Here is a 26,530-nt window from a genome sequence, read left to right on the forward strand (position 1 = left end):
TGGCATCACAGCAAACAAAGATGACATGTGCTTTTCAGTCCTTTTACCTGAGCGATTGGCAGGGTGGATGCGCCTTCGGTGGTCTGGTGGCAACGTGCAACGTGGTATGACCAATACGGTCTGATACAACAGTTGTGCCCGCAGACTCTCTCCTGAAAAACGCTTTTATTATGAAAGGTTCAGGGCGCTTTTACAAGTCATCAACCGCATTAAAGTGCATAATTTTGTCGAAAACGACATTATTGTTAGAATAAACGGTCGAAGTATCGATAAGTTGAACGCTTTAGTCTTTATGACAGCGCATAATTTTGGCATGGTTTACCATAGCAGAACGTAAAGCGACTACTGAAATTTAGCGAAATTATGCTAACCTACGCCTATAGTTTCTGATAGGTGGTCCTTATGCATTGTGATATTTATAAATTTTCCAAACATGACGGTATGTATGTCTATATTGCTCGCCCTGATTATCCTGATGACACCGACGAGCTGAAGGACTGGCTTGGCGTGTTACCCAAAGAATTTCGTGCTGGTTTAGGTCGCAGTAAGTTTGTGATGCATCTAGATTTAGGGGCGACACCGACGCTTGCGCGCGTTGATAAAGCAGAGGTATTGGCAAAGTTACAAGCGCAAGGATACTTTGTACAGATGCCGCCACAAGACGTTATGCGCCGGCAAGCAGAGTTACGTGCACGCGAAGCGCAGGACAATATTTACGACTAACATGCTTTTTTGCAACGATTAATAGGCAAGTACACTTCATTCTTTTCTTTGAGTAAGCGATAAAAAAACAGGTCTCAGCAATGGGCAGCATGCTTTTTATTAAGAAGTCGTGATAAACTAGAACCTATCAAGCGTACATGTCGATGATGTATTCGGTCTTATTTTTAGTACGACAGAACGTACCATATAGCTATTGTAGCTACTGCTAGGCGCACAACGTCTTGCTAGGTTTATAAACGCAGGTAACTAAACACGCATGGACTGGTTAAAAAATATCGTAAACAGCTTACCGCTAGAAGCCATCAGTGATATTCTCGGTGAGATTACTATCTGGTGGGGACAGCTGGTAAAAGATGTGCCACCCGCAGACTTACCGATGTATGCGTATCTTGGTGGTGTCGTGATTGTGTTGGTATTGTGGTTGTTGGTCGCTCGCATGCTACCACGGCCGCTCGGTGGTATGAGCTGGATGATACTGTTTGCTGTGTTGTTGGCACCGGGCACCACCCTTGGCGATCCTAGTGTGATCGCGCCGGCGAGCATTGGTGTCGTCTATGCCATCATGATGAAGGATATGGCGGGCGCAGTTGCTAATATGCTACCGATACTGGTGGTGTTAGTGGTTGGCTTGTTTGTTGGTTTTGTCTGGCAACTTATTCGCGGCGCGTTTGAGTCAAGTTTGGACAAAGCACGCAGCCGTAGTGCAGAAGACACGCAGGCAACGGTTCAATTAACCACTGGCAATTATCTGACAGAAAATCCAAACCTCGTTGGACAGCCTGATAATGGCTCATTAGCGTCGCAGCCTAAAGCGGACGTCAATTTAAAAAAAGACAGCAAATTACCCAAAAAAACCGATCAGCTTTAACGGTAAAGTTGCCCTGATGAAGGTACTAGAGCTCTGAATAAGTAACAATCTGCATAAGCAATAATCTGAATAAGTAAAAAAAGACACCCGCGCGTGTCTTTTTTTATGTGAGCGTGTTCGTTTATCAATCCATGCCTAGATAGAGTAGTATGTTTGGATATTGGTGATAATTGCGAGCAACTGCGAACGCATGAGTATTTTGGCAATCAATCATGCTGTGCTAATCTAATTCATTATTTACCTTTCATCACTTGCCTTCTAATTCATTTAATTTATAACAATAACTGAGACTTGATTATGACCACGACTGACAAAACAAAGAAAAGCTTTACTGGCACGCAAAGCTATATTGCAACCGATGATTTACAACTGGCAGTCAACGCGGCGATGACTTTGCAAAAGCCGCTACTCATCAAAGGGGAGCCGGGTACAGGTAAAACCTTACTGGCTGAAGAAGTGGCTGAAAGTTTGGGTATGCCGCTGATTACGTGGCATATCAAATCAACCACCAAGGCGGAGCAAGGGCTGTATGAATATGATGCCGTCTCGCGCTTGCGTGATTCGCAGTTGGGTGATGATAAGGTTTATGAGATTGGCAACTATATCAAGCCCGGTAAGCTGTGGGATGCCTTTACCAGTAACGAGCGCAGTGTGTTATTGATTGATGAAATTGATAAAGCCGATATCGAGTTCCCGAATGACTTGCTGCATGAACTCGATAAGATGTCGTTTTATGTCTATGAGACAGGCGAGACCATCACTGCTGCACAGCGTCCTGTCGTTATTATCACCTCAAACAATGAAAAAGAGCTGCCCGATGCCTTCTTGCGTCGTTGCTTCTTTCATTATATCGACTTCCCAGAAGAGGACACTATGCGTCAAATCATCGACGTCCATTTCCCTAATATTCAAGAAAAACTGGTCAATGATGCGCTCGATATCTTTTATAAGCTGCGTAATGTTCAAGGGCTTAAAAAGCCACCATCAACCTCAGAGTTGGTCGATTGGTTAACGTTGCTACTGGCTGACGATATGGCTCAAGCAGAGCTAGAAGAAAACCTGCGCGGTGAGAAGTCTATTCCGCCGTTATATGGTGCACTGCTCAAAAACGAAGCCGATGTCAATTTATTGCAGCGCTTTGCTAATATGATGCGTCGTTAAGCGACAGACCATTTGTCATGATTAAAGCTCATGATTGAAGCCCATAAAACGGCTTCATTCGTCACCATATCAGCCAATAAGTGATGCGACTCTTATGTTTATCAAATTGTTCTATACCTTACGTACTTACGGTGTGCCGGTCAGTACCCGTGAGCTACTTGACCTAAATGCCGCGTTAGATCAAGGGCTGATGATGCAGACGCATCCTGAAAATCCAGAGCTGTCCACCTTTGCCAGTCGTGATGATATGTATCGGCTGATTCGGCTGTGCATGGTCAAAGACGAGCGCCACTTTGATAAGTTTGACCGCGCCATGTCAGATTATTTTGAAGGCGTCGACAGTCTCGATATGGATGAGCTGTTGGCCAAGCTGACGGACATTCCTAAAGAGTGGCTAGATCTCAAGCTCGATCCAAAAAATCTGACCGAAGAACAGCGCCGATTGCTAAAAAAATATGGCTCGTTAGAGGAGCTGATGAAAGCGCTTGAAGAGCGTCTTAAAGAGCAAAAAGAGCGTCATCAAGGCGGCAGTAAATGGGTCGGCACTGGCGGTACGTCACCCTTTGGAGCCTATGGCGACCATCCAGAAGGAGTACGCGTCGGCGGTGAATCGCGTAAGCGTAGCGCAGCCAAAGTCTGGGAGCAGCGTAAATATCGCAATCTCGATGACGACAGTCAGCTTGGTACGCGCCAAATTCAGATGGCACTGCGTAACTTGCGTCAGTTTGCCCGCACCGGTAGCGCCGATGAGCTAGACATTCATGAGACCATCAAGCGCACCGCCAAAAAAGGCGTGCTCGATATTCATATGCAAGCTGAGCGGCGTAATCGTGTCAAAGTGCTGATGCTGTTTGATGTCGGCGGCAGTATGGATGTCCATGTCGAGGCTTTAGAGAAGCTATTTTCTGCGGCTAGAAATGAATTTAAAACCTTAGAGTTCTTTTACTTTCATAACTGTCTATACGACTATGTCTGGAAGGACAATAACCGTCGCCATAGTGCGCCGATGCCAACCTATGAGCTGCTCAATAAATACGGTCGCGAGTATCGCGTTATCTTCGTTGGTGACGCGTCGATGTCGCCATATGAGCTGATGACGGTCGGTGGGAGCGTTGAATATATGAATAATGAGGCAGGTATTGTGTGGTTGAAGCGGGTACTGGAGCATTTTGACAAGGTGGCGTGGCTCAATCCTGAAGCGCCTTCTTATTGGCAGTATACCCAGACCATCATTGAGATCAAAAAAATCTTTGATAACAAGATGTACCCCATGACTCTGCACGGTGTTGAAGAGATGACCAACTATATGGCGCGCTAGTTATAGCGCAATCGTTTAGAGCATTATCCTGATTGCTCTAAAGAATAGTCGCCAACAGTATTATATTTGCATGTATAACAGACTCTAATCAAGCAGCCATTATAAGCTCATAATGGCTGCTTTTTTTGGCACAAAATAAGCGTCCGTTTGCAGCTTTGTTGGTTTTTACCAGAGTAGTAATCAGAGATACTTATTCTAAAAGCCTGTTACTTTAAAAACTTGTCACTCTAAAAGCCAATCACGCTAAAAATAACTGAAAATACTGATTCAGTATTGGTATGCGTAGACAAATATGATAAGATTCATTTTAAATATATCTTATAAAGATTTATGTCAGCCCTTCAATTAGAATTGCCAAAATGTTTGATTGATTTAGGCAATTCTAATCACCGCTGACAACTTAACTTTAACCTTACCCAAGCAATGTTATACATCACTAAGAGAGATATTATGGCTTCACCAAAAACGTTAGAAATCGTAAAAGCAACCGTACCCGTCCTTGAAGAGCATGGAACGGCAATTACCACGGTATTTTATAAAAACATGTTTGAAGAGCATCCCGAGCTGTTGGACATATTTAACGAAACCAATCAAAAATTGGGCCGTCAACAGACGGCTCTGGCGACGACAGTGTTAGCCGCTGCTAAGCACTTAGATAAATTGGCGACGTTATTGCCACAGGTCACCCAAATCAGTCACAAGCATCGCGCGTTACAAATCTTGCCCGAGCATTATCCCATCGTTGGTAAGCACTTAATCGGTGCCATTAAAGAAGTGCTAGGCGAGGCTGCCAATGATGATATCATTACGGCTTGGACGGAAGCTTATGATGAGATTGCTTCGGTATTTATCCAGATTGAACATGGTATGTATGAAGAGGCGATGTGGCAGGGTTTTTCACCTTTTAAAGTGACTGAAAAGGTAGCGGCTGCCACGGATATCGCCGCCTTTACGGTTGTGCCAGTGAACGAGCATTCAGAAAGTACACAAAGTATTGACCTGAGTAAATTAAATCTAACCGCTGGTCAATATATCACGGTCAAAACAGATCCAAAGGCCAGCGACCATGTTGCCCTGCGTCATTATTCTTTGTACTCTGCCAGTACCGATACAGGCGTCCAGTTCGCTGTGAGACGCGACAACCGTAATGAGCATCACGGTTTGGTTTCTAACTATCTACATGATGATTTAGAAGTGGGTGATACCGTTCTATTGTCGGCACCGGCGGGCGACTTTGCGCTCAACCAAGAGCTGGTTGAGCAAAATGAGATTCCATTGATATTGATGAGTGCTGGTGTTGGCGTGACCCCTGTATTATCCATGTTAGAAGCGCAAGTATTGACCAATCCGAAACGACATATTATCTGGGTTTATGCTTGCCAAAATGAAGCGCATCACGCTTTTAATCCTGAAGTGAATGCGCTGTTAGATAAGGCCGACCACGTAGAAAAGCATATTTTTTACTTCGAGTCTGGGCAACTATTAGATGAGGCATGGCTTGCTACCTTGCCTGAGCCTGCTGATATTTATGTCTGTGGCTCGATGCCATTTATGGAAAGTATGATTGATGGCTTGATGACATTAGATCATGGCGTTGATAGCGTCCATTATGAGCCCTTTGGTCCTAAAATGAGTCTGGGCGGCTAGTTTTTAGCTATTGTTGATAAAGAAAAAGCACTTGGATGACAAAATCGTCTCAAGTGCTTTTTTAATTTCAAACAATAAATGGTTAGTAACTGCTTAGGAAGGCAGAGGTATAAAAGGTATATTAATTTTTATTTTCAACCAAGCCAATCATCACACCCATCTCTTTTTTATCATGTGTAGCGATGCTGGGTGCATATAATGCCGATGCAATCCCGCCATCTAAAAATAGCGCATTTGCACAGTTTAAGTCATCTTTAAACAGCGCAGCAAATTGATAAAACGTCACAGGCTCATCGCTATTGACGAATTGGATGCTACCATCGCTGCAAACACCGGCACCATTGCGTAGCTTGAGTGAGGTGCTATCAGAGTTGAACTGCGGATGTATCTCGTTATTGATAACCAACATCGGACCCGATTGGGTGGCATACCAAGGCTGCGCTTTGCCGCTCTCAAGCTGCTCATTTAAAGCATTGCTTTCAGTGATTTTTACCTTGCCAGACTTATCCCACCACAGCACACCATTGGGCAATAAATGAAAATTGCCGCCTCCTTCTTTGGTATTTAACGCACGAATCTCTTTACCATCGATGACAGTATAGCCAATCGGTGCATAATTTTCGTTATACATGCCTGCATTCATGGCAAAACTAAGCGTTTGATTGTCTGGCAAGGTCGCTATTACATTGTCAAAGGTTAGCAAAGGTTGCTCGCTTGCAGACGATTGCCAAAACAGCTGTAAAGAGTAGCGCTCGCTATTTAATGCATTGGTATCGATACGGCAGATGCTATAAGAAAACGGCGAGTTTTGTGTTTCGCATGACCAGTTTTCTGTATCATTGTCAGATGCATCAGCACCTATCGGCTGGCAGGCACTAACGCTCAAGGCCATAAGCGCTGCCGCCAGTAGGGAGTGGGGTAAAGCAAAACCGAAACTTGGCATCAATGAGGTGTCTTTTATATTAGGACTATAGTCAGTGAAAAGTAATATCGATATATCATGTACAACTGATATCAACTTTTCTTGCTTGCTGTGCCTGCGCAGACAGAGGCTACAAAAAACTGATATCAGCAATAGCATCGCGTTTTTAGAAGATTTTAACGATATAATTGGGTCTATAATTTATAGGCTTGTATGGCTATTAGCTTATTATTTGCTAGCAGGCGGGAAGTCGCGAAAGGTATTATTGACATTACCAATCAGCCGACCACCATTGATTTCATTATATTCAGGACTACCCAGGCTTGCTTCTGTGGGTGCGCTGGTTTCTTTGCCTTTATCACGCGAGTCCTTGTTATAAGCAATCAACGCATCGTTATTGGCTAAGAAGCTATCGGGGTTTGCCATGACCCACATCTGGTTGAAAACGTCTGCGCGGGCACTATGATCAAGTAAAGCGCCTCTATCGGTAAAGTAAAAGAACTTAGATAATAATTTGATTTGGCCGTCGTCTAAGCGGCGAGCGATATGATAAGGCTGCAACTGACTTGGGTGTTCAAGTCCCACCGCTCCCACGATACTGGCGAGAGATTTGAGGGTGTTCTTGTGGAAGCTTGCGACGCGCTCGGCTTTGCTGGGGACATCCAGTGCTTTTTGACGATACGGGTCTTGAGTAGCCACACCAGTCGGGCAGGTATTGGTGTGACATGAGCGTGACTGAATACAGCCAACGGCAAACATAAAGCCACGCGCTGAGTTGCACCAGTCTGCGCCCAAAGCAATCATACGCGCAATATCAAAGCCGGATACGATCTTGCCGCTGACGCCAAGCTTAATCTTGTTGCGGATGCCTGCACCAACCAAGGTGTTGTGTACCAATAAAAACCCTTCAACCATCGGCATGCCGACGTTATCCATAAATTCAACCGGTGCTGCGCCCGTACCGCCTTCAGCGCCATCGATAACAATAAAGTCAGGATAGTTATCCGTTTCTATCATGGCTTTGACAATGGCCATAAACTGCCACGGTTGACCCACACATAACTTAAAACCAACGGGCTTGCCGCCTGATAAGTCACGTAGCTGTTGCCAAAAAGCCACCATTTCGCGTGGCGTACTAAAGGCGGTATGCGAAGATGGCGACACGCAATCCTGCCCAAGAGGAACTTGACGGGTATCAGCAATCTCTTGAGTGATCTTCTCAGCAGGTAGCACGCCACCTTTACCAGGTTTTGCACCTTGAGAGAGCTTAATCTCAATCATTTTAACTTGTGGATCGACCGCTTTTTCGGCGAAAGACTGTGGATCAAAATTGCCGTTGTCATCACGGCAACCAAAATACCCCGTACCCAATTCCCAAATCAAATCGCCACCGAACTTGCGGTGATACGGGCTAATCGCGCCCTCACCGGTATCGTGAGTGAAGCCGCCAATCTTTGCACCTTGATTGAGCGCCATAATGGCATTGGCTGATAAGCTACCAAAGCTCATCGCCGAGATATTAAACACCGACATATCGTGCGGCTGTTGGCAGCGTTCGCCGCCAACGATAATACGAAAGTCTTGGCTCTCTAACGGTTGACTCACTGCCGACTGCAAAAACCACTCCTTACCATGCGCGTATAAATTATCCAACGTACCAAAGGCATTGGTATCGCTGACGTTCTTTGCACGTTGGTAAACGAGCGCACGTTGCTGGCGTGAAAACGGTACTTGCTCTTTATCATCCTCTAATAAATACTGACGAATCTCAGGACGGAAGTCTTCGAGGACATAGCGAATATGACCCGCGATAGGGTAATTGCTAAGAATAGAATGCTTTGATTGAATCAAGTCATAAATACCCAAACCTACTGCCAAACCACCGAGAATAATCAGCCACCAATTGGTTAATAGTAGCCCTGCTAAGAATAGCAAGATAGCTGCCGCAAAAGTGCTGTAACGTAGCAGAACACCAGTCAGGTAAGGGGAGTTGTTTTCAGGTTTGGGGTTTAGATTGGTACGAGATTCAGGCATAGCAAGGCTCAACAGTAAGGCGTAAAGATTAAAAAACGCAACGATATAGTCAGTCCAATACGAAAAAGATACAGCGGGACTGGGATGCTTAGTTTTTAATGTTGGTTTTGCAGCCTCTGTCGGCGTGGGCAAAGCAAGCCAGAAAAATTTATACCAGTTCCACATTTGAATGTTCAACAGACCCTAAATAACGTATCCATTTTATTTAGTATCGACTATAAGTTAAAAAGGCGCTAACTTAGCAAATAACAGGTTAAAAAATAACTATACGGTTATCATTGTTATTATGGGAAAATAAAGCGCTTAAATTTATCGATGATATCATACACATATGATATCACTGCATCGGTTTAATTGGGTAACAGAGTGCTAATTTTGCTCTTAGAATAGGCTAAGGGTAGTCTATGCGCTTAAAGCAAACACATAGAAAATTCTAAAATTTTTGATTGAATAATAATTAGTCTATTTCATCATATTATCAGTATCTGTATACCTCGATGAAAAATAATAAATTCAATCATCTTGTCTAACCACCACTGCCAATCCTTTCAGCCAACGCCTGCAATTTTGGCACAATCATCGCTGCATATTCGTCCGCTTGCCAATTGGCACTCGGCACACTGGCATTAAGCGAATAGGCATGCTGTCCAGTGGCCACATCAAATACGCCAACGGCGACGGCCAATATATCGGTAGAAAACTCACCATCTGATACCGTATAGCCGTATTTTGCATAATACTCTGCAGACTCAGATAAAGCAGTCTGCGCGCGGTCATACTCTTCTTTGGATAAATGCTCTTGTAGATTGTTTCTAATAACAGCCTGTCTCACTGGCGAGCTCACTGCATAAAAAGCGCGACCAATAGCGGTACGGGTGACCGGCACTGCTGAGCCAACTTGCAAATTGACCGATAGGCGAGCAGGGCTGCGACAACAAGCGTGATAGCGCATTTCTCCTTCGACCTCTGTTGCCAAGTTCACCGATACTTCATTGCTACTCGCAAACTGCCTTAGCAGTGGCTCAGCGGCTGCGACCATATCGTGGCGACTCCACGCAGTGGCGCTGAGTCGCACCGTGCTACTGCCCAATTGATACTGTCCGTGCTCGGTAAGACGTAAAAATCCAAGCGTGGTTAACGTATAAATTAGGCGTGTAACGGTTGCTTTTGGTAATTGTGTCATCTGGCATAATTGTTGATGACTGAGCTGCTCACAGTCTTCAAAGGCTGCTAATAAAGTCAGTCCACGTCCCAGCGCAGTGACAAACTGTCGGTCATTATCTTCCTTGCTTTGACCAATGACAGTAGTGATTCGGTCTAATAATGGCAGAGCTGTTGATACATTTTTTGTCATTTTATAATCGTCTGTGTTGATAAAGGGTTTACAACGCGGCTAAATTTTGCTTAAATAGTTTTATATTATGAAACTAAGTTTCGCACAGCGGAATTAAGAAGTCAATATCTTACTAAGTTAGTTCATATCTCATTCACTACTCGTCGGTCAGGATGACTGACACCAAGGAGCTCCACATGGCAACATCTACTAGCCCACGTTTTGATTGGGAAGATCCTTTTTTATTACGCGATCAGCTGACTGACGAAGAGCGCATGGTCACTGAAAGTGCTCGTCAGTTTTTTCAAAAAGAGCTGATGCCTGGTATTTTAGAGGCCAATCGCAACGAGAACTTTGATCGTAATATCATGCGCCAAATGGGTGAGATGGGCTTACTTGGGGTGACGATTGAAGGTTATGGCTGTGCCGGTTTGTCTAGTGTCGCTTACGGCTTGATTGCCAAAGAAATTGAAGCGGTTGACTCGGGCTATCGTTCAGCGATGAGTGTACAGTCAAGCTTGGTCATGCATCCTATTTGGGCGTACGGCACCGAAGAGCAAAGAGAGCAATATTTGCCGAAGCTGGCTTCAGGCGAATATGTCGGCTGCTTTGGTCTGACTGAGCCAGATTCCGGCTCTGATCCTTCATCGATGTCGACTCGTGCGCGTGCAGTGGATGGCGGTTATGAGCTGACGGGTAATAAGATGTGGATTACCAACAGTCCTATCGCGGATGTGTTTGTGGTGTGGGCAAAAGATGACGCTGGTGATATTCGTGGTTTTATCTTAGATAAAGGCATGAAAGGCTTATCAGCGCCGAAGATTGAAGGGAAGTTCTCACTGCGTGCCTCAGTCACTGGCGAGATTGTCATGGACAAAGTGTTCGTTCCCGAAGCCAATGCCTTCCCAGATATCCGTGGTCTAAAAGGGCCGTTTGGTTGCTTAAATAAAGCCCGTTACGGTATCGCTTGGGGCTCAATGGGCGCGGCTGAGTTTTGCTGGAAAGCGGCTCGTCAATACACGCTAGATCGCAAGCAGTTTGGTCGTCCGCTAGCCGCGACGCAGCTCGTACAGTTGAAGCTTGCCAATATGCAAACTGAAATCACGTTGGGTCTACAGGCAGCGCTACGTGTTGGGCGTCTGATGGATGAAGACAATGCAGCGCCTGAGATGATTTCGCTGATTAAGCGTAATAACTGTGGTAAAGCGCTGGATGTCGCGCGTATCGCTCGTGATATGCATGGCGGTAACGGTATCTCTGATGAGTATCACATCATCCGTCACGTCATGAACCTAGAGGCGGTCAACACTTATGAAGGGACGCATGATATTCATGCGCTCATCTTAGGTCGTGCACAGACGGGTATTCAAGCGTTCTTTTAAGCGTTTTTAGTTGATACAACTGTATTTTGTGACGTACGTTATTGTTTTGCTTTTTACGAAGCAGTTATAGACAGTAGCGTACGTTTTTCAGTTGTTCTTCATGATTTAACCGTTAAGCGGCTAAATGATGCAGAACAGTTTTATGATCAAAAAATCAAAGAATACGCTACAAAATAAGGGATGATTATGACTGATAGGGCTAATATGCCAGAGGGCGCGTTGCATGGTATCAAGGTACTGGATTTATCGAGAGTATTGGCGGGCCCTTCTTGCACACAAGTACTTGCTGATCTGGGCGCAGAAGTCATAAAAGTTGAGCGTCCACATATCGGCGATGAAACGCGTCATTGGGCCCCGCCAAAATTCAGCGATGACACTTCCGCTTATTACGCCACTATTAACCGCAATAAAAAATCGCTTACCGTCGATATTACTAAACCGGCAGGACAAGCCATTATCAAACAGCTCATTGCTGATAGCGATATTGTCGTTGAGAACTTTAAGGTGGGTGGTTTAAAGAAATACGGCTTAGATTACGACAGTTTAAAACAAGCCAATCCACGTCTGATTTATGCGTCATTGACGGGGTTTGGTCAGACAGGTCCCGACGCCAAGCGCCCCGGTTACGACTATATTATTCAAGGGCTATCAGGACTAATGAGTATTACTGGGCCAAGCGACGGCGAACCGCACAAGGTTGGTGTGGCCGTCGTTGATTTGTTTGCAGGCTTGCAGCTGACCATTGGCATTCAAGCGGCACTGCTGGCACGTCAGCATACTGGATTTGGACAACATGTCGATGTAGCATTGCTTGACAGTGCACTGGCGATGTTAGCGAACGTCGGTATGAATCATTTAGCCTCAGGTGATGTACCGCCAAGACTGGGTAATCAGCATCCCAATATCGTGCCTTATCAAGTGTTTGCTGGTGAGGGGGAGGCGCACTTTATCTTAGCATGTGGTAATGACAGCCAGTTTGCCAAGCTTTGTGACGTATTGGGTGTTGATTGGCATAGCGACAGCCGCTTTACGACCAATCCGCAACGCGTTGCCAATCGTGAGCTGCTATGTAATGAGCTGGCCAAAAAGTTCGGCGAGCAACCACGCAACTATTGGTTAGAGGTATTGGATCAAGAAGGCATTCCGTGCGGTGCTATTCATAACGTGGCCGAAGCTTTAGCCATGCCGCAAGCATTGGCACGCGAGATGATTGTTGATTTTAGTGAGCAGGGTAGTCCTGTTAGAGCACTGGGTAATCCCATTAAGCTTTCTGCATCACCTGTCAGCTATCGTACGCCGCCACCGCAATTGAGCGAGCATACCGATAGCACGCTTGCTGATTTGGGTTACGACAGCGAGATGATTGCCAAGCTTAAAGCGGATGGGATTGTTTAGTTAATGGTTCATTTGACTGTTTGAGACGTTTATCAGACAGCTAAGCCAAATGCTCCTCTTTAAAACCCAAACGCTGCTCAATTTGCTGTGCCAATTCAATCAGCACAGCACTGACCTCAGCATACTTAGACTCGTACTCTGCCTGCAAAAAGCTAACCGCCATACCTGCAACGGCATTGCCTGACGCATTGCGAATATAAGTACCCAAGCAGTACATACCTTCGCGTAATTGCCCGTCATCGAGTGAGATACGACTGTCATGAATGGCGGCCATCTCAGTAGATAAGTCCGCAAAGTTATCGACACCGTTTGGCGTCAGTGGTTCAGGGAAGATACCTTCGTACAAAGATTCGATGGTTTGGATGGAGAGCGTAGACAACATCGCTTTGCCAGTCGCTGAAAATACCGCTGGCACGCGCACACCAGCACGGAAGGTAAAGCCGAGCGGGGCAGGCGCTTCATGACAGGCCAAAAATACTACTTCGCCCAAGTCAAGTTTGGATAAGGTAACGGTATGCTGCATGAGTATAGGATACTGCACGATGAGGTCTTTAAATAGCTGGATGACGCCTTGCTGCTGCTCATACTTGCCGGCCCAATACATCAGATAGGAGCCTAAATGAAAGCGGCTGTCGCTATCTTTATAGATGACATGCTTGGCCAGCAAGCTTTGCAAAATGTTATGGGTTGAACTACGCGGCAGCTTTAATTGCTTGGCGATATAAGCGGCAGTCAAGGGCTGTTGACTTGCTGTAATCAAATCTAAAATCTGAAAGGTTTTGTCCAATGCTGGAACGGCCGTTGTGCTCATAAGTCGCCTATAAAAAAGTAAAAACCAAAATAGTGAAGAGAATACTCAAAATAATTTGAATAAAGGTTGCAAATAGTGACGCATCATTCTTATAATGATGTCTCATATATAGAATTAATGTTCAGTATATTGAACAAAATACAGATGAGCAATAATTATTACTGACTGATCGTTTTGATTTTTAGTCTCTTATAATGAGCTTACTAACAATGAATGGTGTTGCCGTACTTTTAAAATGGCATAGTTTTGAGTTTTCACTTTAAATGGCCACATTATCAAATTGTTAAATAGCTTGCCCATAATAAATGCGCAAATCACGACCCACATGGAGTGTTACGATGCCAAAAAATACGCTAACCCTATCGAATTCAGAGCTACTAAAACAGCAGTGTTTTATCAAAGACGGCTGGCAAGGTGCCAGTGACGGCGCGACTATCGATGTGACCAATCCTTTTAATGGCGAAGTCATCGGTACGGTGCCAAGCTTAACCAAACAAGACGTCGATGAAGCGGTCGCTTACTCTCATAAAGCGCAAGTATCATGGGCGGAAAAAACGGCCAAAGAACGTGCCGAGCTACTGCAAAAGTGGGCCGATCTTATTGATGAAAACAAAGAAGATCTCGCGATTCTTATGACTGCCGAACAAGGTAAACCATTGACGGAATCACGTGGTGAGATTGGTTATGCCAACAGCTTTATTCGCTGGTTTGCCGAAGAAGGTAAGCGCGTCTACGGCGATGTCATCCCCGCCAATCAATCACAACTGCGCCACGTTGTTTTAAAGCAACCGGTCGGTGTCTGTGCAGCAATTACACCTTGGAACTTCCCTGCGGCAATGATTACCCGTAAAGCGGCTCCTGCTTTGGCTTCTGGCTGTAGCATCATCATCAAACCTGCCACCGAAACCCCGTTTTCGGCCTTAGCCCTTGGTGTATTAGCTGAGCAAGCTGGTATCCCAGCAGGCGTCATTCAAGTAGTGACGGGCAAATCATCGGTCATCGGTGAAATCTTAACGGGTGATGCCCGTATTCAAAAGCTATCGTTCACCGGTTCTACTGAAGTCGGTCGTACCTTGATGGCACAGTGCGCACCAACCATCAAAAAATTGTCTCTAGAATTGGGTGGCAATGCGCCCTTTATCGTCTTTGATGATGCCGATCTCGAAAAAGCTGCTGATGGTTTAATTGCCTCCAAATTCCGCAACGCTGGTCAAACGTGCGTATGTGCCAACCGTGTCTACGTACAAGCCAGTATCAAAGATAAATTCCTCGATATTTTTGTGAAAAAAGTTGAAGCACTTAACGTCGGCAATGGTATGGATGAGGGCGTTAATATTGGTCCTTTGATCAATGAAAAGGGCTTAGAAAAAGTACAAGCGTTATTAAAAGATGCCTTGGATAAAGGCGCTCACTTGGTCACTGGTGGTGACAAAAATGACGCTTCTCCGCTTAGCTTTAACCCAACCGTCATTACCGATATCAGTACCGACATGGATATCGCTGCTGAAGAGATTTTTGGTCCTATCGCGACGATATTCGTTTTTGACGATGAAGCAGAAGCCATCCGTCAAGCCAACGACACGATTTATGGTTTGGCCGCTTACTTCTATAGCGGCAGTTATGCACGCTCATGGCGCGTCACCGAAGGTCTTGAGTACGGCATTATCGGCCACAACACTGGTTTGATATCTACTGAAGTTGCGCCATTTGGTGGCGTCAAGCAGTCTGGCTTTGGCCGTGAAGGCTCAAAATACGGCATCGAAGAATATGTCGTGACCAAATACTGGTGTTCTGACGTCAGCTAATGTTTGATTTCAACGCCGCACTGTAAGCTGTTTATTAAAAGCACCTCTTATCTAGCACCTAATGCTTGTTAAATGAGCGACTATCTAATCAATGGCGCTCATATTAAAAATAATGAAAAGGACATTCTCATGACTACGACCAATCAATCATTACTTGCGCGCCGCAAAGCCGTTTTACCAACAGGACTTGGTGTTGCCTTTCCTATCTTCGCAGAAAAAGCCAAAAACTCTGAAGTTTGGGATGTGGAAGGCAATCGCTATATCGATTTCGTCGGCGGTATCTCAGTACTCAATACTGGTCACAGCCATCCGAAAATCACTCAGCGTGTCCATGAGCAACTTGATAAGTTTACCCATACTGCGGCACAAATGATTAACTATGAATGCTATGTCGATCTTGCCGAAAAGCTTTGCGAAAAAGCCCCTATCAGCGGTGAGAAAAAAGCGTTCTTTTTAACCACTGGCGCAGAAGCCGTCGAAAACTGTATAAAGATTGCTCGTGCAAAAACTGGTCGCCCGGGCGTCATCTCTTTCGTTGGCGGTTGGCATGGTCGCACGCTGATGTGCATGAGCCTAACGGGTAAAGTATTGCCGTACAAAAAGAACTTCGGTCCGATGCCTGGTCCTGTCTTTCATGCGCTATTCCCAGCAGAAGAGCTGAACGTCACCGAAGCACAAGCATTGCATAGCCTTGAGATGATCTTTCAAGCGGATATCGATCCTAGTGAAGTGGCGGCGATGATTATCGAGCCAGTACAAGGCGAAGGTGGTTTCCATCAAGTGACGCCATCATTTGCCAAAGCCTTACGCGCTATCTGTGATGAGCATGGTATCGTACTGATTTTTGATGAAGTGCAGTGTGGTTTTGCGCGTACGGGTACGTTGTTCGCCAGTGAGCAGTTAGGCGTTGAGCCGGACTTGATGACCAGTGCCAAGAGCTTGGCAGGTGGTTATCCTATTTCTGCGGTTATCGGTCGCGCTGATATTATGGATGCGCCGCAAGTAGGTGGTTTGGGCGGTACTTATTCTGGTAACCCATTGGCGTGTGTTGCTGCATTGGCAGTGATGGAAGTCATCGAAGAAGAGAACCTGCTTGAGCGTAGTATTGAGATTGGCGACAAAATCGAAGCATTCTTAAAGGATTTAAACCTAAGTAGCATCGGTCATATTCGTCATAAAGGCGCGATGCTTGCGTTTGAATTAATCGACAGTGACGGCAAGCCTGATGTCGAGGCGACTACTAACTTAAAAGCCAAAGCATTCGAGCAAGGTCTACTATTAGCCTCGTGCGGCATGTTTGGCAACGCCATTCGTGTGATGGTGCCGCTCACCGTTGAAGATGAAGTACTGCAAGAAGGATTAGATATCATCAAAGGTATCCTAACGGCTTAATAAATATTGAGCCAATAGTTGATAGAACAGCAAGATTGCCCATATGGCACTCGCTTTGAGTACATTTTTTACAACGGCGCCTTGCAAGTCAAGACGCCGTTGCTGTCTCTACTATTTGAATCTCAAACAGGTATAGTCAAGGAATTTTAAAATCGCTATAAGGCGGCCGACCGCAGATAGTACATCTAGGGCGGGTAACACCGTAGCGGTTTAAAAGTGCTCTGGTAGTATATGACAGCTTGAATCAAAAGGTATATATGATAATTATGATGGGTGCTATCCCACTAAACAAAACATAGTGTGGCCATAAATAGTGTGGCCATAAAAGGTTAACACGGACGACACACAGACAAGGAGCAAGTTATGTCTGAATTAAAAAAATCGTTAGGGACGCTAGATATTATTGCCTTAGCATTCGGAGCTATGGTCGGTTGGGGCTGGGTAGTCTTGGCAGGAGGCTGGATTTTATCTGCTGGGACATGGGGCGCGATGCTGGCGTTCTTTATTGGCGGTTTGGCAGTGATACTGATTGGTGTGACTTATGCTGAGCTGGCGGCCTCCATGCCGATTACGGGCGGTGAGCATACTTATACGCACCGAGCACTAGGGGTGAATGTCTCCTTTATTTGTTCGTGGAGTATTCTGTTCGGTTATTTTTCAGTGGTCGCTTTTGAGGCAGTTGCTTTACCGACCGTCGTAGAGTATTTCATTCCCAACTATAACCAAGGGTATCTGTGGACCATCGCTGGTTGGGATGTCTATGCCACCTGGGTAGGCGTCGGGATGCTCGGCTCAATTATTGTGACGTGGCTAAATATACGCGGTATGGAAGTCAGTGCTTGGTTTCAAAAAACGGCGGTATTGGGCATTTTATTCGTCGGTACATTACTGTTTATCGGTGCGGTCTTGTTCAATCCTGAGGGCTCAAATTCGATACAAGCGCCCGCGTTTATTGGTGGTATCGGCGGTATGATGGCGGTCATCGTCATGGTGCCTTTTATGTTTGTTGGTTTTGACGTTATCCCGCAGGCAGCAGAAGAGATCGATCTAACTCGTCCTAATATCGGTAAGTTTTTGATCATCTCTATCGTCGTTGCGGTGATGTGGTATGTGGGTATTGCTTGGAGCGTGGGGACGACGCTGCCACTTGTACAAGCAGAGGACTCAACCCTTGCTACTGCTGATGCGATGACCAATGCATGGCAAGGTAAGTGGGCAGGAATTTTGCTGGTGATTGGCGGTGTGCTTGGGATTTTATCAAGCTGGAATGCCTTCTTAATCGGTGGTAGTCGTCTACTATACGCCATGTCAAAAGCACGTATGTTGCCTGCCTTCTTGAGCAAGCTACATCCAAAGTATAAGACGCCGTCGAATGCCATTCTATTAATCGGTGGTTTGGCGACATTAGCGCCATTATTTGGTCGTAAAATGCTGGTTTGGATCGTCGATGCCGGTGGCTTTGGTATCGTTATTGCTTATACCTGTGTCGCTATCTCATTCCTAGTACTACGCTACCGCGAACCTGATATGGTACGTCCATTTAAAATACCAGCAGGTAAGCTCGTTGGTATGGTTACGATTGCACTAAGTTTTGGTTTATTGATGTTATATATGCCAGGTATGCCATCGGCGCTAACACCCATTGAATGGTGGATTTTCTTTGGCTGGACTGTGCTAGGTATTGCATTATATGGCTATGCAAGGATCAAGTATCCGGGTATTAGTGAGTCAATTATGGCAGAAGAGCTACGTGAATTAAAAATTGTTAACCAGTTGTGGCTAAAAGATAACCCACCTAAACGATAAGATTTTTTTATCAATGATCATGCATAAAAAAGCCTAACATTTAATGTTAGGCTTTTTGTTTATCTAAAAAATACGCTATTGATTACGATTTATCGCGGATCAACTTGTAGTTTAGAAATTCTGTAATACCAAGAGTACCTAGCTCGCGACCAAATCCTGAGCGTTTAACGCCACCGAATGGAGTGTTGGCTTCGGTACCAGAAGGAGCATTAATAGTTACCATACCCACTTCTAATTGCTCAGCAATCTCTGCTGCCAATGCGGCATCTTGAGTTTGGATAGAAGCACCCAAACCAAAAGGCACATCATTAGCAATTTTGATAGCATGTGCAATGTCATCCGCTTTGTAGATAACGGCGACAGGACCGAACAACTCTTGACTATAAACATCCATTGAATCATTGACGTCTGTCAATACAGCAGGTGCAAACCAAGCACCGGGCTTGTCTTTGACTATGCCGCCTTCGACTAGAACGGTTGCACCAGCTTTAACAGCATTGTCTAACTGCTCTTGCAAGTTGGTTGCTGCGGCCTTCGAAGACATCGGACCAATGAAAGTATCTTCACTTTGTGGATCAGCTAGGCTCATGCCACGTACGGCGTCAGTAAAGCCTTTAACAAACTGGTCGTAAACGCTTTCGACGATAATTAAACGCTTAGCAGCATTACAAGCCTGGCCAGTATTACCGAAACGACCTGTGATCGCACCTTGTACGGCTTGTTCGATGTCAGCATCTGCTGCAACGATAAAGGCATCAGAGCCGCCAAGTTCTAAAACGACTTTTTTAAGTGCGCCGCCTGCTATTTTTGCAACCGCTTGTCCTGCACGTTCAGAGCCTGTCAAAGAAATACCTTGAACTCTAGTGTCTTCAATAATCGTTGCTGCTTGATCGTTAGTAGCAAAAACATTGTTATACACGCCATTAGGCAAGCCTGCTTCTGTCAGCATCTCAGCGATGACTTCTGCCGTATTAGGGCATTGCGGTGCATGTTTTAGAATGACCGTATTACCTGCCATAAAGTTCGGTGCGACAAAACGTGCTACCTGATAATGTGGATAGTTCCATGGCATGATGCCAAGTAACACACCAACTGGTAGTTTTTCTACCGAGGCTGAACCTTCTGCAACATCAATCTTATTTGGTGCTAATAGCTGCGCTGCGTTGTCTGCGTAATAACGATAAATTTCGGCAACTAGCTGGATTTCACCTTTGGCTTGTGCGACAGGCTTGCCCATTTCGTTGGCAACGATACGTGCTAGCTCGTCTTGGCGCTCAATATAGAGGTCAGCGACTTTATTTAATATAACACTACGTTCGCTAAGCGACGTTTTTTGCCAGTCCTGATACGCATTATCCGCTTGCTCAATGGCATTCTGGATATCTTGCTCAGTCGCTGTAGGATAAGTGGCTTCAATTTCACCTGTAGATGGGTTGCTAACTTGATATTCGCTCATAGTTATGTCCTTTAGTTTAAAATGTCCTTGGATTAAGATCCATTTTTGATTGTGTGGCAAATTACTCTATTTTTTATCATAAAGCGCGTGGATTGTTCTTATGGTTGTCAGTCATTTTATAGTTTTCAGATTCGTAAAAAGAGTGCCAAAACATCTACAATGACTCTAGCATTTTAATAGCGCTGTCATTGTAGTGTTATTACTTGACGGCTGAGGTTGAGTAATAATAGTAATGTGGCCGCCGCCTAGAACCATGTCTTTCTTACTCCCACTACCTGATGACACGCAAAGGGTTTTTCAAGGTATATAGTCATTAAAATACCAGAAATATCATTGTATTGGCAAATAATGAAGGAATAATGACAGGTTAAGGATTTGCTATAGAAGGGGGACAAAATATGTCGAGTTTAGGTAATGAAATACCACTGCGTATCAGGAGAGGTTTCTATATTTGACGATAATAAAGGATAAACAGAAGGCTGTTGACGTCATTCGATGAGGTTTTGTACAGTGAATTTGGAGGTTTATTTAGAGCTTGAGATCTTCCTCAGTAGACTTTGCTATATGACCCGTTTTATCCTCTTTTTTGAGTAGCTTTGCCTTGCCATTAGTATTAATACGCTCAGGCTTGATATAAATCGACCCAGTATTTTTGTGCGTGGGTGCAAGGGTAAGCTTAGCAGACTTCTTTAGGCTCTTTTTAATTCTTCGTACCGCTGCCGCATCAGCTGCCGCTTGCTCTTCTACTAGCGATTCATCATATAAGCCTTGATAGACGGCAAGCGTTTCTTCGATCATCTCGCGCATGGTAAATTGATTGGTCATCTCTGGACGCGTTACGCTTTCTAGCTGGTTCCTAACCGCTTTACACAAGGCATTGGCATTGTATTTTTTTACCAAGCCTTGCGGGTAGAGCGGCTGTAGAATTTCACTAAATGCTGCCTGATCCCAGCCAATCACAGGCGTCCCTAAATGAATGGCTTGCAGCGCATTGATACCAATTGATTCGGGCTCATTGGCAAGCGCCATAACAATATTGGCCGCTGACAACCATTCACGCATATCATTGCGTTTGCTGCCGACGTAAGTGATGCGCTCAGCAAGTCCCAAGGTATTGGTGCGCTGACGAAAGTCTTCGTGGGCGACATCACCATCTCTAAAGTCATCGTCCATAATAATGGCGTGGATATTAGGAAATTGTTCTTGCAGATTGCCCAATATATCGATGAGCCATTCTTGCCCGTATTCGTTACCGATTACGGTCGGAAACACCAGCCACTTTTTATGCTCAAGCTCAGGATATTCGGCAAAGGTATGCCGCAGCCAATAGACAGACGGATTGTGGCGATAAGGATAGCGACGGGTATCGATACCGCGGTAGATACGCTTAATGACTTTGGGATCGACGTCTTCGCGGCGCAGTCCTTTTTTTAGATAGTTGGTGACACTATCGGACACCGTAATAATGGTATCGACATCGAGCAACGCCTGTGAGTATTTATTGATGGGATAAAAGCCATACATGGTCGACACTAGCTTTGGCGGACGTTTAACGCGCGCGCGGCGTAGTGCCAAATGTAATATCCACGCAGGCGTACGCGAGTGCACATGAATGACGTCAGGATTATACTTCTCGATGAGGCGTCGTAAGGCGCTGACTTGGAGCAGGGATAGCCAAGACTTTTTATTCATATACAGCTGATGATAGAGGTTGCCGTCACGCTCTAAGCGTTTTACCAAATCATTGTCATAGTCCGCGCTAGAGACAATGATAGAGGTATGGCCATTTTTGACCAGTGCGCGCCCAAGATGAAAAATACCGCGCTCGGATTCATCATGCTTTAAAGACGACAGTAAGCGCATAACTTTCATAATAGCGTGGGTCACCGGTTAAAATATTAAACTGCTATTGTCAGTTAAAAGCGCAAAAAACTCAACCATGAAGCGTAAAAGAGGCGTTTGGTTTTTGAGTCGTTTAGCAAATAAGTAATAGACACTCTTATTGGGTCAAAAACGTATGACTACCTTAGCGACGTTTTTGCAGATGCTTAGCATTGGGCAGTACTTGTTTTTCGCTTAGGTATTTCCAATAGCGCTGCGGCAAATATTGCTTATGCAAACGCGGGTTTTTACGCTCTTTGATATTGACGTTGGTAAAGTAACCCTGCCAAAATCTTTGATAGCGCTGCTCATCAGGACTATGAATGCTGGCAGGATTACGCAGTACTGCATCATCAAGGTCAGTAATCGTTTGCAGGGCAGCGGGGCGTTTGGGCGTGCTTTGGCTTTTGTCATAATAAATACCATAATTACGAGTCAAATCATAAATCGCCCAGTGTTGGTCTTGGTAGCGCTGACGAAAATGCTCACCAATCAATGGCAAAACATTAAAGTCAGGCTCAACGCGGGCAAAGTAGATATCATCAGTGGTATGTTCAAAGCGCACAAAGGCTTCCATGCGATGCTTCTCACGACCGACAGACTTGACCGTCTGTACCAGTTCAAGCACATCTAAATTACCTAAATCCTGCATAATATGACGGCTAGGGTAGTCAATGGCATACTTCACCACTTGAAATAAAGTGGTGCCGATGTTGTCTTTTTCAGATAAAAACCCCCAAAGCAAGTTACGTATGCCCGAGCGTCCCAAAAGCTTATGCAGCTTGGTTAGTACCCGTTCGGCTTTGTCTTCATCAGTGGCAACACTTGTCGCTTGTGAGATTAATGACGGTACATAACAATCCTCAGCAATTATCCGTAAGGATGCATCGTCCTGTAACTTATTAGCATAGACATAAAAAACGGCACTCAGCCAACCTTCAAAACTTGGCTCATAAAGCACAATACTGGGCATTAAGTGACCGACAGAATACGTTATGTGTTGAGCAAGTATCGACATTGTCTATCCTAAGATAACTCTAAAAATGTTATGGCTGATTTTAAAGACAGTTTTTCTAAATACTCGTTCTAAATGGTTTTTAAAATAGCGCCAATTGACCACTACGTTGATCTTTATACTTGGTCTGCGTTTGCGCCAGTACATATTGGCGGAAGTTATCACGGGTTAAATGCGCTAAATGTTCATTCTTACCCGTTGTTGCAATAAAGTATTTGGCACGGTTAACCGCTGCGCCCATCTTTTTTAGATGATAAAGCGTTAACTGATTAAACTTGCGCGCTTTCATTATCTTTTTGGCCGTTTTGGTACCAATACCTGGGATGCGTACAATCATCTCATAGCTCGCTGTCTGAATATTGACCGGAAAATGCTCACGATGGCGGATTGCCCAAGCCAATTTTGGGTCACAGTCCAAGTCTAGAAATGGCGAGTCTGGCTCTACGATCTCATGCGCACCAAAACCATAGAAACGCATCAGCCAATCCGCTTGATAAAGGCGGTTTTCACGTATCATCGGCACGGGCGTTCCAATCGCTGGCAAGCGGCTGTCGGACAACATCGGTACATAGCCAGAGTAGTAAACGCGTTTTAAATCATACTGTTTATAAAAATGACTCGATAGCTGAATTACTTGCAAATCGGTCTCATTACTGGCACCAACGATCATTTGACTGGTTTGACCTGCTGGCACAAATTTCGGTGCTTTTTTATGGGTTTTACGGCTCTCTTTTATCGTAATAATTTCAGTTTTAACGGTTTCCATTGGTGCTTTTAATTCATCATGCGATTTCTCTGGTGCGAGTAAAGCCAAGCCAGATATCGTTGGAATCTCGATATTGACGCTCAAACGATCAGCATAAAGCCCTGCTTCTAACAAAAGCTCTTTTGATGCGCCCGGAATAGTCTTCAGATGGATATAGCCATTAAAGCGCTCACGGGTACGCAATATCTTGGCGACCTCGACCAAGCGCTCCATCGTATAGTCACCACTTTTGAAAATACCTGAGCTGAGAAACAGTCCTTCGATATAATTACGACGATAGAATTGCATGGTTAGATCGACTACTTCCTCAACACTAAAGGCCGCGCGTGGGGTGTCATTGCTTTTGCGCGAGGTGCAATAAGCACAGTCGTAAATACAATGATTGGTCAGCAGAATTTTGAGTAAACTAACGCAGCGACCATCTTCGGTATAGCTGTGGCAAATACCCGTTGCTGAGGCATCACCGAGGCCACCGCCTTGGTTTTTGCGCGTACCAGCGGAAGATGAGCAAGAAACATCATACTTAGCCGCGTCCGCTAAAATATTGAGCTTGCCTTGTAGTCGTTCATAATTGATGGTGGCCATAAGATTACCAATTCATTTATTGGCTATTATTTTAGCAAATTGTCTTGTAAGTCACTGTAATTATTAGGGAAATATCGATTTCATACGACAACTGTTGTCGTGCTATTTATGAGTTTTTTAATTAGAGAAACAGGGGTTAGGCAACGTTTGAACCACTTCTTCTGAGAAGTATTCTTTGATAATAAGACGTCCTTTTTTGTCAAACTCGACGTTGTACTTGGGGTAAGCTGCAAAAGCGTCAGGGTCATAGGTCGAAGGAAAATCGATTTCTTTATCTGAAAAAAATCGGCTAGCCGTCCATAATTGTTTATCACTATTATATCCAACGCTACACGGACTGTTTAGGTCAAAGGTGAAATAACGGCCAAAGTATTGCTCCTTGCCGCCACGACCAAATAGCATATTAGCACCGCACGGATTGCCACAGCCAACGTAAACATGATAAGTATCTTTATCGATTTTTTTGAGCGAAGTATGGTTCCAGCCGTAATGACCTATTCCATCCATAAGTTTAGTTTCTTTTACTTGACCGTCTTTCAAGGTTTCGCTTTTAAGGATGTAACCATCATCGCAATACTCATGACCGTCTTTACTCATATAGGCAGTACAAATTTTCGACATATAAAAGCTATCGTCAAATTTTGGTTCGGCAGCTTCAGCCCAAGATATAGAACTCAAAATACAGCTGTAAATGATAAAAGCCAATGAATAGAGAGGAGTAAATTTATACATGGAAGTAATGACCGGATATTTGTTTTGAATTAATAGCACTATAGCAAAAGGTTGGTTGTTAAGGAATAAGGTACGCTCATCAAAAAGGTCTTGCTGACTAGGAAATTAGCCGGCAAGACCTTTTATTAATTTTAAGATTTATTAAATAACAATACTTTCAAATCTAAACTTTCAAATCTAATTTTTACTGAACCTTCGCACGTATAACAACCGTTTGCGGTACGTTAGCAGGAAGATCTACCAAGTTCCATTTGAGTCCAGAGTAATTTTCTGTGATAACTACAGTATTGCCAACTTGTTGGATAGTCTGATAACTGTCGCCGCCTGTTGTCGCAAGCGTTGGTAGTGGGCTATTCAATGATACCAATTGCACGCCATTTGGCAGTGACACCATGGCATTGATGTCAGTGACGGGTTGTGCCGTGGTATTGGTATAAGTGGTGTGGTATTCGATGATGTCGCCAGGTGCGATATGGTTCGCAGGTACAGCCACTTCGCGACCATCTTTATTTTTTAATATTTTCATCACTTTGGTTTGTGCATTCACCACGTCAGGCGTGCTAAAGGTCGGGGTCAGTTGCAGAGCATCTAAAGACGTAGATACTATTTGCGTCGTTGCAGGTTGGTTCGTCACTATGGTTGTCGTTGGCGTATTGATGACTGGCAATTGGGTAGCCGTCGTCACAGGCAATACTTGTGTCACGCTAGTCGTCGGCACGGCTATGACATCAACGTTGCTTGTTTGATTGGTGACTTGGTTGGTCACAGGTACGCTCGTAACCGTGGTGCTGCCTTGGGTGACGACCGTATTGCTCGCACCACTGGCGACTTGGCGAACCGTATAGCGAGGAACGTTAGTTACTTGAGTCACAGCATAAGGCATGCCGTCTTGCATGGTGATGCCGTGTGGTGTCGCTGTAATGGTCGCGGTTTTACCGTCAGAATACTGCTCAACGACGGTAGTGCTACTACCAGCAGACGAAGTGATGGCGATCTCAGGCGCAGCATGTGCGGTAGATACCGTCAATAAAGCGCCTGCTAAAATTGTTGGAATAGCAGTGCTTATCACGCTTTTTTTGACGAGGCTGTGCTGGGTAAACGCCTTCTTATTTATAGTCAGTAACGCTGGCATATCGATGTGTATGGTCATAATAGATTCCTTTAAAATAACAGTAAATAAAGCCGCTAATGTAGTAGCAGAAAGCAAAGCGTAAAAAATAACGCTTAGAAAACAACACCTAGAAAAGAAAAACCCCCGTCAAATGAGCATGTAAACCATGTCAAATAACGAGGGTAAAGATACTAATGATAGCCAACGTTCGCTATCTCTCCATCATTATTTTAGTCAGTTGCTAAGCACTTATGTCTAATACTTATAATGAGACACTTGTAATAGTCACAAGGCTCAGCATCTATACTCGAGCAATTATGCGCTAAAACAAACAGACTAAAAAAGCAGCGTTGTGTAACTTCTGCTCTATTCATAATGAGGTTGTGT

20 protein-coding genes and 1 riboswitch are annotated in these 26,530 nt (G+C 44.7%); of the genes, 10 read left to right on the forward strand and 10 right to left on the reverse strand.

The features are described from left to right. Positions 1–25: 25 nt before the first annotated feature. Positions 26–165: riboswitch (glycine riboswitch) on the reverse strand. Between the two features lie 237 nt (positions 166–402). The 5 genes from ACSUPM_RS05295 to ACSUPM_RS05315 all read left to right on the forward strand — a co-directional run bounded on the left by ACSUPM_RS05295 (position 403) and on the right by ACSUPM_RS05315 (position 5,717). After that, the gene (locus ACSUPM_RS05295; RefSeq protein ID WP_350588096.1) at positions 403–723 is read left to right on the forward strand and encodes a YcgL domain-containing protein; all 321 of its coding nucleotides are present in this window, start codon (positions 403–405) and stop codon (positions 721–723) included. A gap of 256 nt (positions 724–979) precedes the next feature. Further along, entirely contained in the window at positions 980–1,591 is a 612-nt protein-coding gene (locus tag ACSUPM_RS05300) for a hypothetical protein (RefSeq protein WP_025651268.1), read from the forward strand. Between the two features lie 297 nt (positions 1,592–1,888). Continuing rightward, on the forward strand, positions 1,889–2,752 hold the full coding sequence (locus ACSUPM_RS05305; RefSeq protein WP_025651267.1) for an AAA family ATPase: 864 nt from the start codon (positions 1,889–1,891) through the stop codon (positions 2,750–2,752). A gap of 94 nt (positions 2,753–2,846) precedes the next feature. After that, the gene (locus ACSUPM_RS05310; RefSeq protein ID WP_025651266.1) at positions 2,847–4,070 is read left to right on the forward strand and encodes a vWA domain-containing protein; all 1,224 of its coding nucleotides are present in this window, start codon (positions 2,847–2,849) and stop codon (positions 4,068–4,070) included. 450 nt (positions 4,071–4,520) lie between these two features. Next, positions 4,521–5,717 carry a globin domain-containing protein gene (locus ACSUPM_RS05315; protein ID WP_025651265.1) on the forward strand — a complete coding sequence of 399 codons (1,197 nt, stop codon included), beginning with the start codon at positions 4,521–4,523 and terminating at the stop codon, positions 5,715–5,717. 121 nt (positions 5,718–5,838) lie between these two features. Here ACSUPM_RS05315 and ACSUPM_RS05320 read toward each other — a convergent pair whose 3' ends face one another. The 3 genes from ACSUPM_RS05320 to ACSUPM_RS05330 form a co-directional block, all read right to left on the reverse strand. Next, entirely contained in the window at positions 5,839–6,660 is an 822-nt protein-coding gene (locus tag ACSUPM_RS05320) for a phosphodiester glycosidase family protein (protein ID WP_025651264.1), read from the reverse strand. 207 nt (positions 6,661–6,867) lie between these two features. Further along, positions 6,868–8,673: an FMN-binding glutamate synthase family protein gene (locus ACSUPM_RS05325; RefSeq protein WP_201565968.1), complete on the reverse strand. Its 1,806-nt coding sequence runs from the start codon at positions 8,671–8,673 to the stop codon at positions 6,868–6,870. 526 nt (positions 8,674–9,199) lie between these two features. Then, the gene (locus ACSUPM_RS05330; protein WP_201632054.1) at positions 9,200–10,027 is read right to left on the reverse strand and encodes an IclR family transcriptional regulator; all 828 of its coding nucleotides are present in this window, start codon (positions 10,025–10,027) and stop codon (positions 9,200–9,202) included. A 176-nt stretch (positions 10,028–10,203) separates the two neighbouring features. Between ACSUPM_RS05330 and ACSUPM_RS05335 the strand changes: the two genes are divergently transcribed. Together ACSUPM_RS05335 and ACSUPM_RS05340 are read left to right on the forward strand one after the other, a co-directional pair. Further along, a complete protein-coding gene (locus ACSUPM_RS05335; RefSeq protein ID WP_101212124.1) occupies positions 10,204–11,388 on the forward strand; it encodes an acyl-CoA dehydrogenase in 1,185 nt (394 codons plus the stop codon). 186 nt (positions 11,389–11,574) lie between these two features. Further along, positions 11,575–12,783: a CaiB/BaiF CoA transferase family protein gene (locus tag ACSUPM_RS05340; RefSeq protein WP_201632056.1), complete on the forward strand. Its 1,209-nt coding sequence runs from the start codon at positions 11,575–11,577 to the stop codon at positions 12,781–12,783. Between the two features lie 40 nt (positions 12,784–12,823). Here the strand turns inward: ACSUPM_RS05340 and ACSUPM_RS05345 are convergent, their stop codons facing one another. After that, the gene (locus ACSUPM_RS05345; protein WP_025651254.1) at positions 12,824–13,594 is read right to left on the reverse strand and encodes an IclR family transcriptional regulator; all 771 of its coding nucleotides are present in this window, start codon (positions 13,592–13,594) and stop codon (positions 12,824–12,826) included. A gap of 338 nt (positions 13,595–13,932) precedes the next feature. On the opposite strand from ACSUPM_RS05345, the gene ACSUPM_RS05350 reads away from it, so the two are divergent. The 3 genes from ACSUPM_RS05350 (at position 13,933) to ACSUPM_RS05360 (ending at position 18,597) form a co-directional block, all read left to right on the forward strand. Continuing rightward, entirely contained in the window at positions 13,933–15,399 is a 1,467-nt protein-coding gene (locus ACSUPM_RS05350; protein WP_350588094.1) for an NAD-dependent succinate-semialdehyde dehydrogenase, read from the forward strand. Between the two features lie 129 nt (positions 15,400–15,528). Then, positions 15,529–16,791 (forward strand): 4-aminobutyrate--2-oxoglutarate transaminase, encoded by a 1,263-nt coding sequence (gabT, locus tag ACSUPM_RS05355; protein ID WP_350588093.1) that lies wholly within the window; start codon positions 15,529–15,531, stop codon positions 16,789–16,791. 363 nt (positions 16,792–17,154) lie between these two features. Next, positions 17,155–18,597, forward strand: coding sequence for an APC family permease (locus ACSUPM_RS05360; protein ID WP_101212126.1), 1,443 nt, complete (start codon positions 17,155–17,157; stop codon positions 18,595–18,597). An 82-nt stretch (positions 18,598–18,679) separates the two neighbouring features. Here ACSUPM_RS05360 and ACSUPM_RS05365 read toward each other — a convergent pair whose 3' ends face one another. From ACSUPM_RS05365 to ACSUPM_RS05390, 6 genes are all read right to left on the reverse strand, one after another. Further along, positions 18,680–20,053, reverse strand: coding sequence for an NAD-dependent succinate-semialdehyde dehydrogenase (locus ACSUPM_RS05365; protein ID WP_025651051.1), 1,374 nt, complete (start codon positions 20,051–20,053; stop codon positions 18,680–18,682). Between the two features lie 528 nt (positions 20,054–20,581). Next, the gene (locus ACSUPM_RS05370; RefSeq protein ID WP_101212127.1) at positions 20,582–21,925 is read right to left on the reverse strand and encodes a glycosyltransferase; all 1,344 of its coding nucleotides are present in this window, start codon (positions 21,923–21,925) and stop codon (positions 20,582–20,584) included. Between the two features lie 154 nt (positions 21,926–22,079). Beyond that, the gene (locus tag ACSUPM_RS05375) at positions 22,080–22,952 is read right to left on the reverse strand and encodes a TIGR03915 family putative DNA repair protein (RefSeq protein WP_201617219.1); all 873 of its coding nucleotides are present in this window, start codon (positions 22,950–22,952) and stop codon (positions 22,080–22,082) included. 79 nt (positions 22,953–23,031) lie between these two features. Further along, on the reverse strand, positions 23,032–24,300 hold the full coding sequence (locus tag ACSUPM_RS05380) for a putative DNA modification/repair radical SAM protein (protein ID WP_201565989.1): 1,269 nt from the start codon (positions 24,298–24,300) through the stop codon (positions 23,032–23,034). Positions 24,301–24,417: 117 nt separating this feature from the next. Next, positions 24,418–25,032, reverse strand: a complete 615-nt coding sequence (locus tag ACSUPM_RS05385) for a hypothetical protein (RefSeq protein ID WP_201576814.1) — start codon at positions 25,030–25,032, stop codon at positions 24,418–24,420. Between the two features lie 184 nt (positions 25,033–25,216). Next, positions 25,217–26,182 (reverse strand): hypothetical protein, encoded by a 966-nt coding sequence (locus ACSUPM_RS05390; protein WP_227687595.1) that lies wholly within the window; start codon positions 26,180–26,182, stop codon positions 25,217–25,219. Between the last annotated feature and the right edge of the window lie 348 nt (positions 26,183–26,530).

The sequence above is a fragment of the Psychrobacter okhotskensis genome (genome assembly GCF_965638355.1).
Lineage (GTDB): Bacteria > Pseudomonadota > Gammaproteobacteria > Pseudomonadales > Moraxellaceae > Psychrobacter > Psychrobacter okhotskensis.

Coding starts and splice junctions, on each gene's coding strand:
- ACSUPM_RS05295 (WP_350588096.1), top strand. CDS start 403: ATGCATTGTGATATTTATAAATTTTCCAAACATGACGGTATGTATGTC.
- ACSUPM_RS05300 (WP_025651268.1), top strand. CDS start 980: ATGGACTGGTTAAAAAATATCGTAAACAGCTTACCGCTAGAAGCCATC.
- ACSUPM_RS05305 (WP_025651267.1), top strand. CDS start 1,889: ATGACCACGACTGACAAAACAAAGAAAAGCTTTACTGGCACGCAAAGC.
- ACSUPM_RS05310 (WP_025651266.1), top strand. CDS start 2,847: ATGTTTATCAAATTGTTCTATACCTTACGTACTTACGGTGTGCCGGTC.
- ACSUPM_RS05315 (WP_025651265.1), top strand. CDS start 4,521: ATGGCTTCACCAAAAACGTTAGAAATCGTAAAAGCAACCGTACCCGTC.
- ACSUPM_RS05320 (WP_025651264.1), bottom strand. CDS start 6,660: ATGCCAAGTTTCGGTTTTGCTTTACCCCACTCCCTACTGGCGGCAGCG.
- ACSUPM_RS05325 (WP_201565968.1), bottom strand. CDS start 8,673: ATGCCTGAATCTCGTACCAATCTAAACCCCAAACCTGAAAACAACTCC.
- ACSUPM_RS05330 (WP_201632054.1), bottom strand. CDS start 10,027: ATGACAAAAAATGTATCAACAGCTCTGCCATTATTAGACCGAATCACT.
- ACSUPM_RS05335 (WP_101212124.1), top strand. CDS start 10,204: ATGGCAACATCTACTAGCCCACGTTTTGATTGGGAAGATCCTTTTTTA.
- ACSUPM_RS05340 (WP_201632056.1), top strand. CDS start 11,575: ATGACTGATAGGGCTAATATGCCAGAGGGCGCGTTGCATGGTATCAAG.
- ACSUPM_RS05345 (WP_025651254.1), bottom strand. CDS start 13,594: ATGAGCACAACGGCCGTTCCAGCATTGGACAAAACCTTTCAGATTTTA.
- ACSUPM_RS05350 (WP_350588094.1), top strand. CDS start 13,933: ATGCCAAAAAATACGCTAACCCTATCGAATTCAGAGCTACTAAAACAG.
- gabT (WP_350588093.1), top strand. CDS start 15,529: ATGACTACGACCAATCAATCATTACTTGCGCGCCGCAAAGCCGTTTTA.
- ACSUPM_RS05360 (WP_101212126.1), top strand. CDS start 17,155: ATGTCTGAATTAAAAAAATCGTTAGGGACGCTAGATATTATTGCCTTA.
- ACSUPM_RS05365 (WP_025651051.1), bottom strand. CDS start 20,053: ATGAGCGAATATCAAGTTAGCAACCCATCTACAGGTGAAATTGAAGCC.
- ACSUPM_RS05370 (WP_101212127.1), bottom strand. CDS start 21,925: ATGAAAGTTATGCGCTTACTGTCGTCTTTAAAGCATGATGAATCCGAG.
- ACSUPM_RS05375 (WP_201617219.1), bottom strand. CDS start 22,952: ATGTCGATACTTGCTCAACACATAACGTATTCTGTCGGTCACTTAATG.
- ACSUPM_RS05380 (WP_201565989.1), bottom strand. CDS start 24,300: ATGGCCACCATCAATTATGAACGACTACAAGGCAAGCTCAATATTTTA.
- ACSUPM_RS05385 (WP_201576814.1), bottom strand. CDS start 25,032: ATGTATAAATTTACTCCTCTCTATTCATTGGCTTTTATCATTTACAGC.
- ACSUPM_RS05390 (WP_227687595.1), bottom strand. CDS start 26,182: ATGACCATACACATCGATATGCCAGCGTTACTGACTATAAATAAGAAG.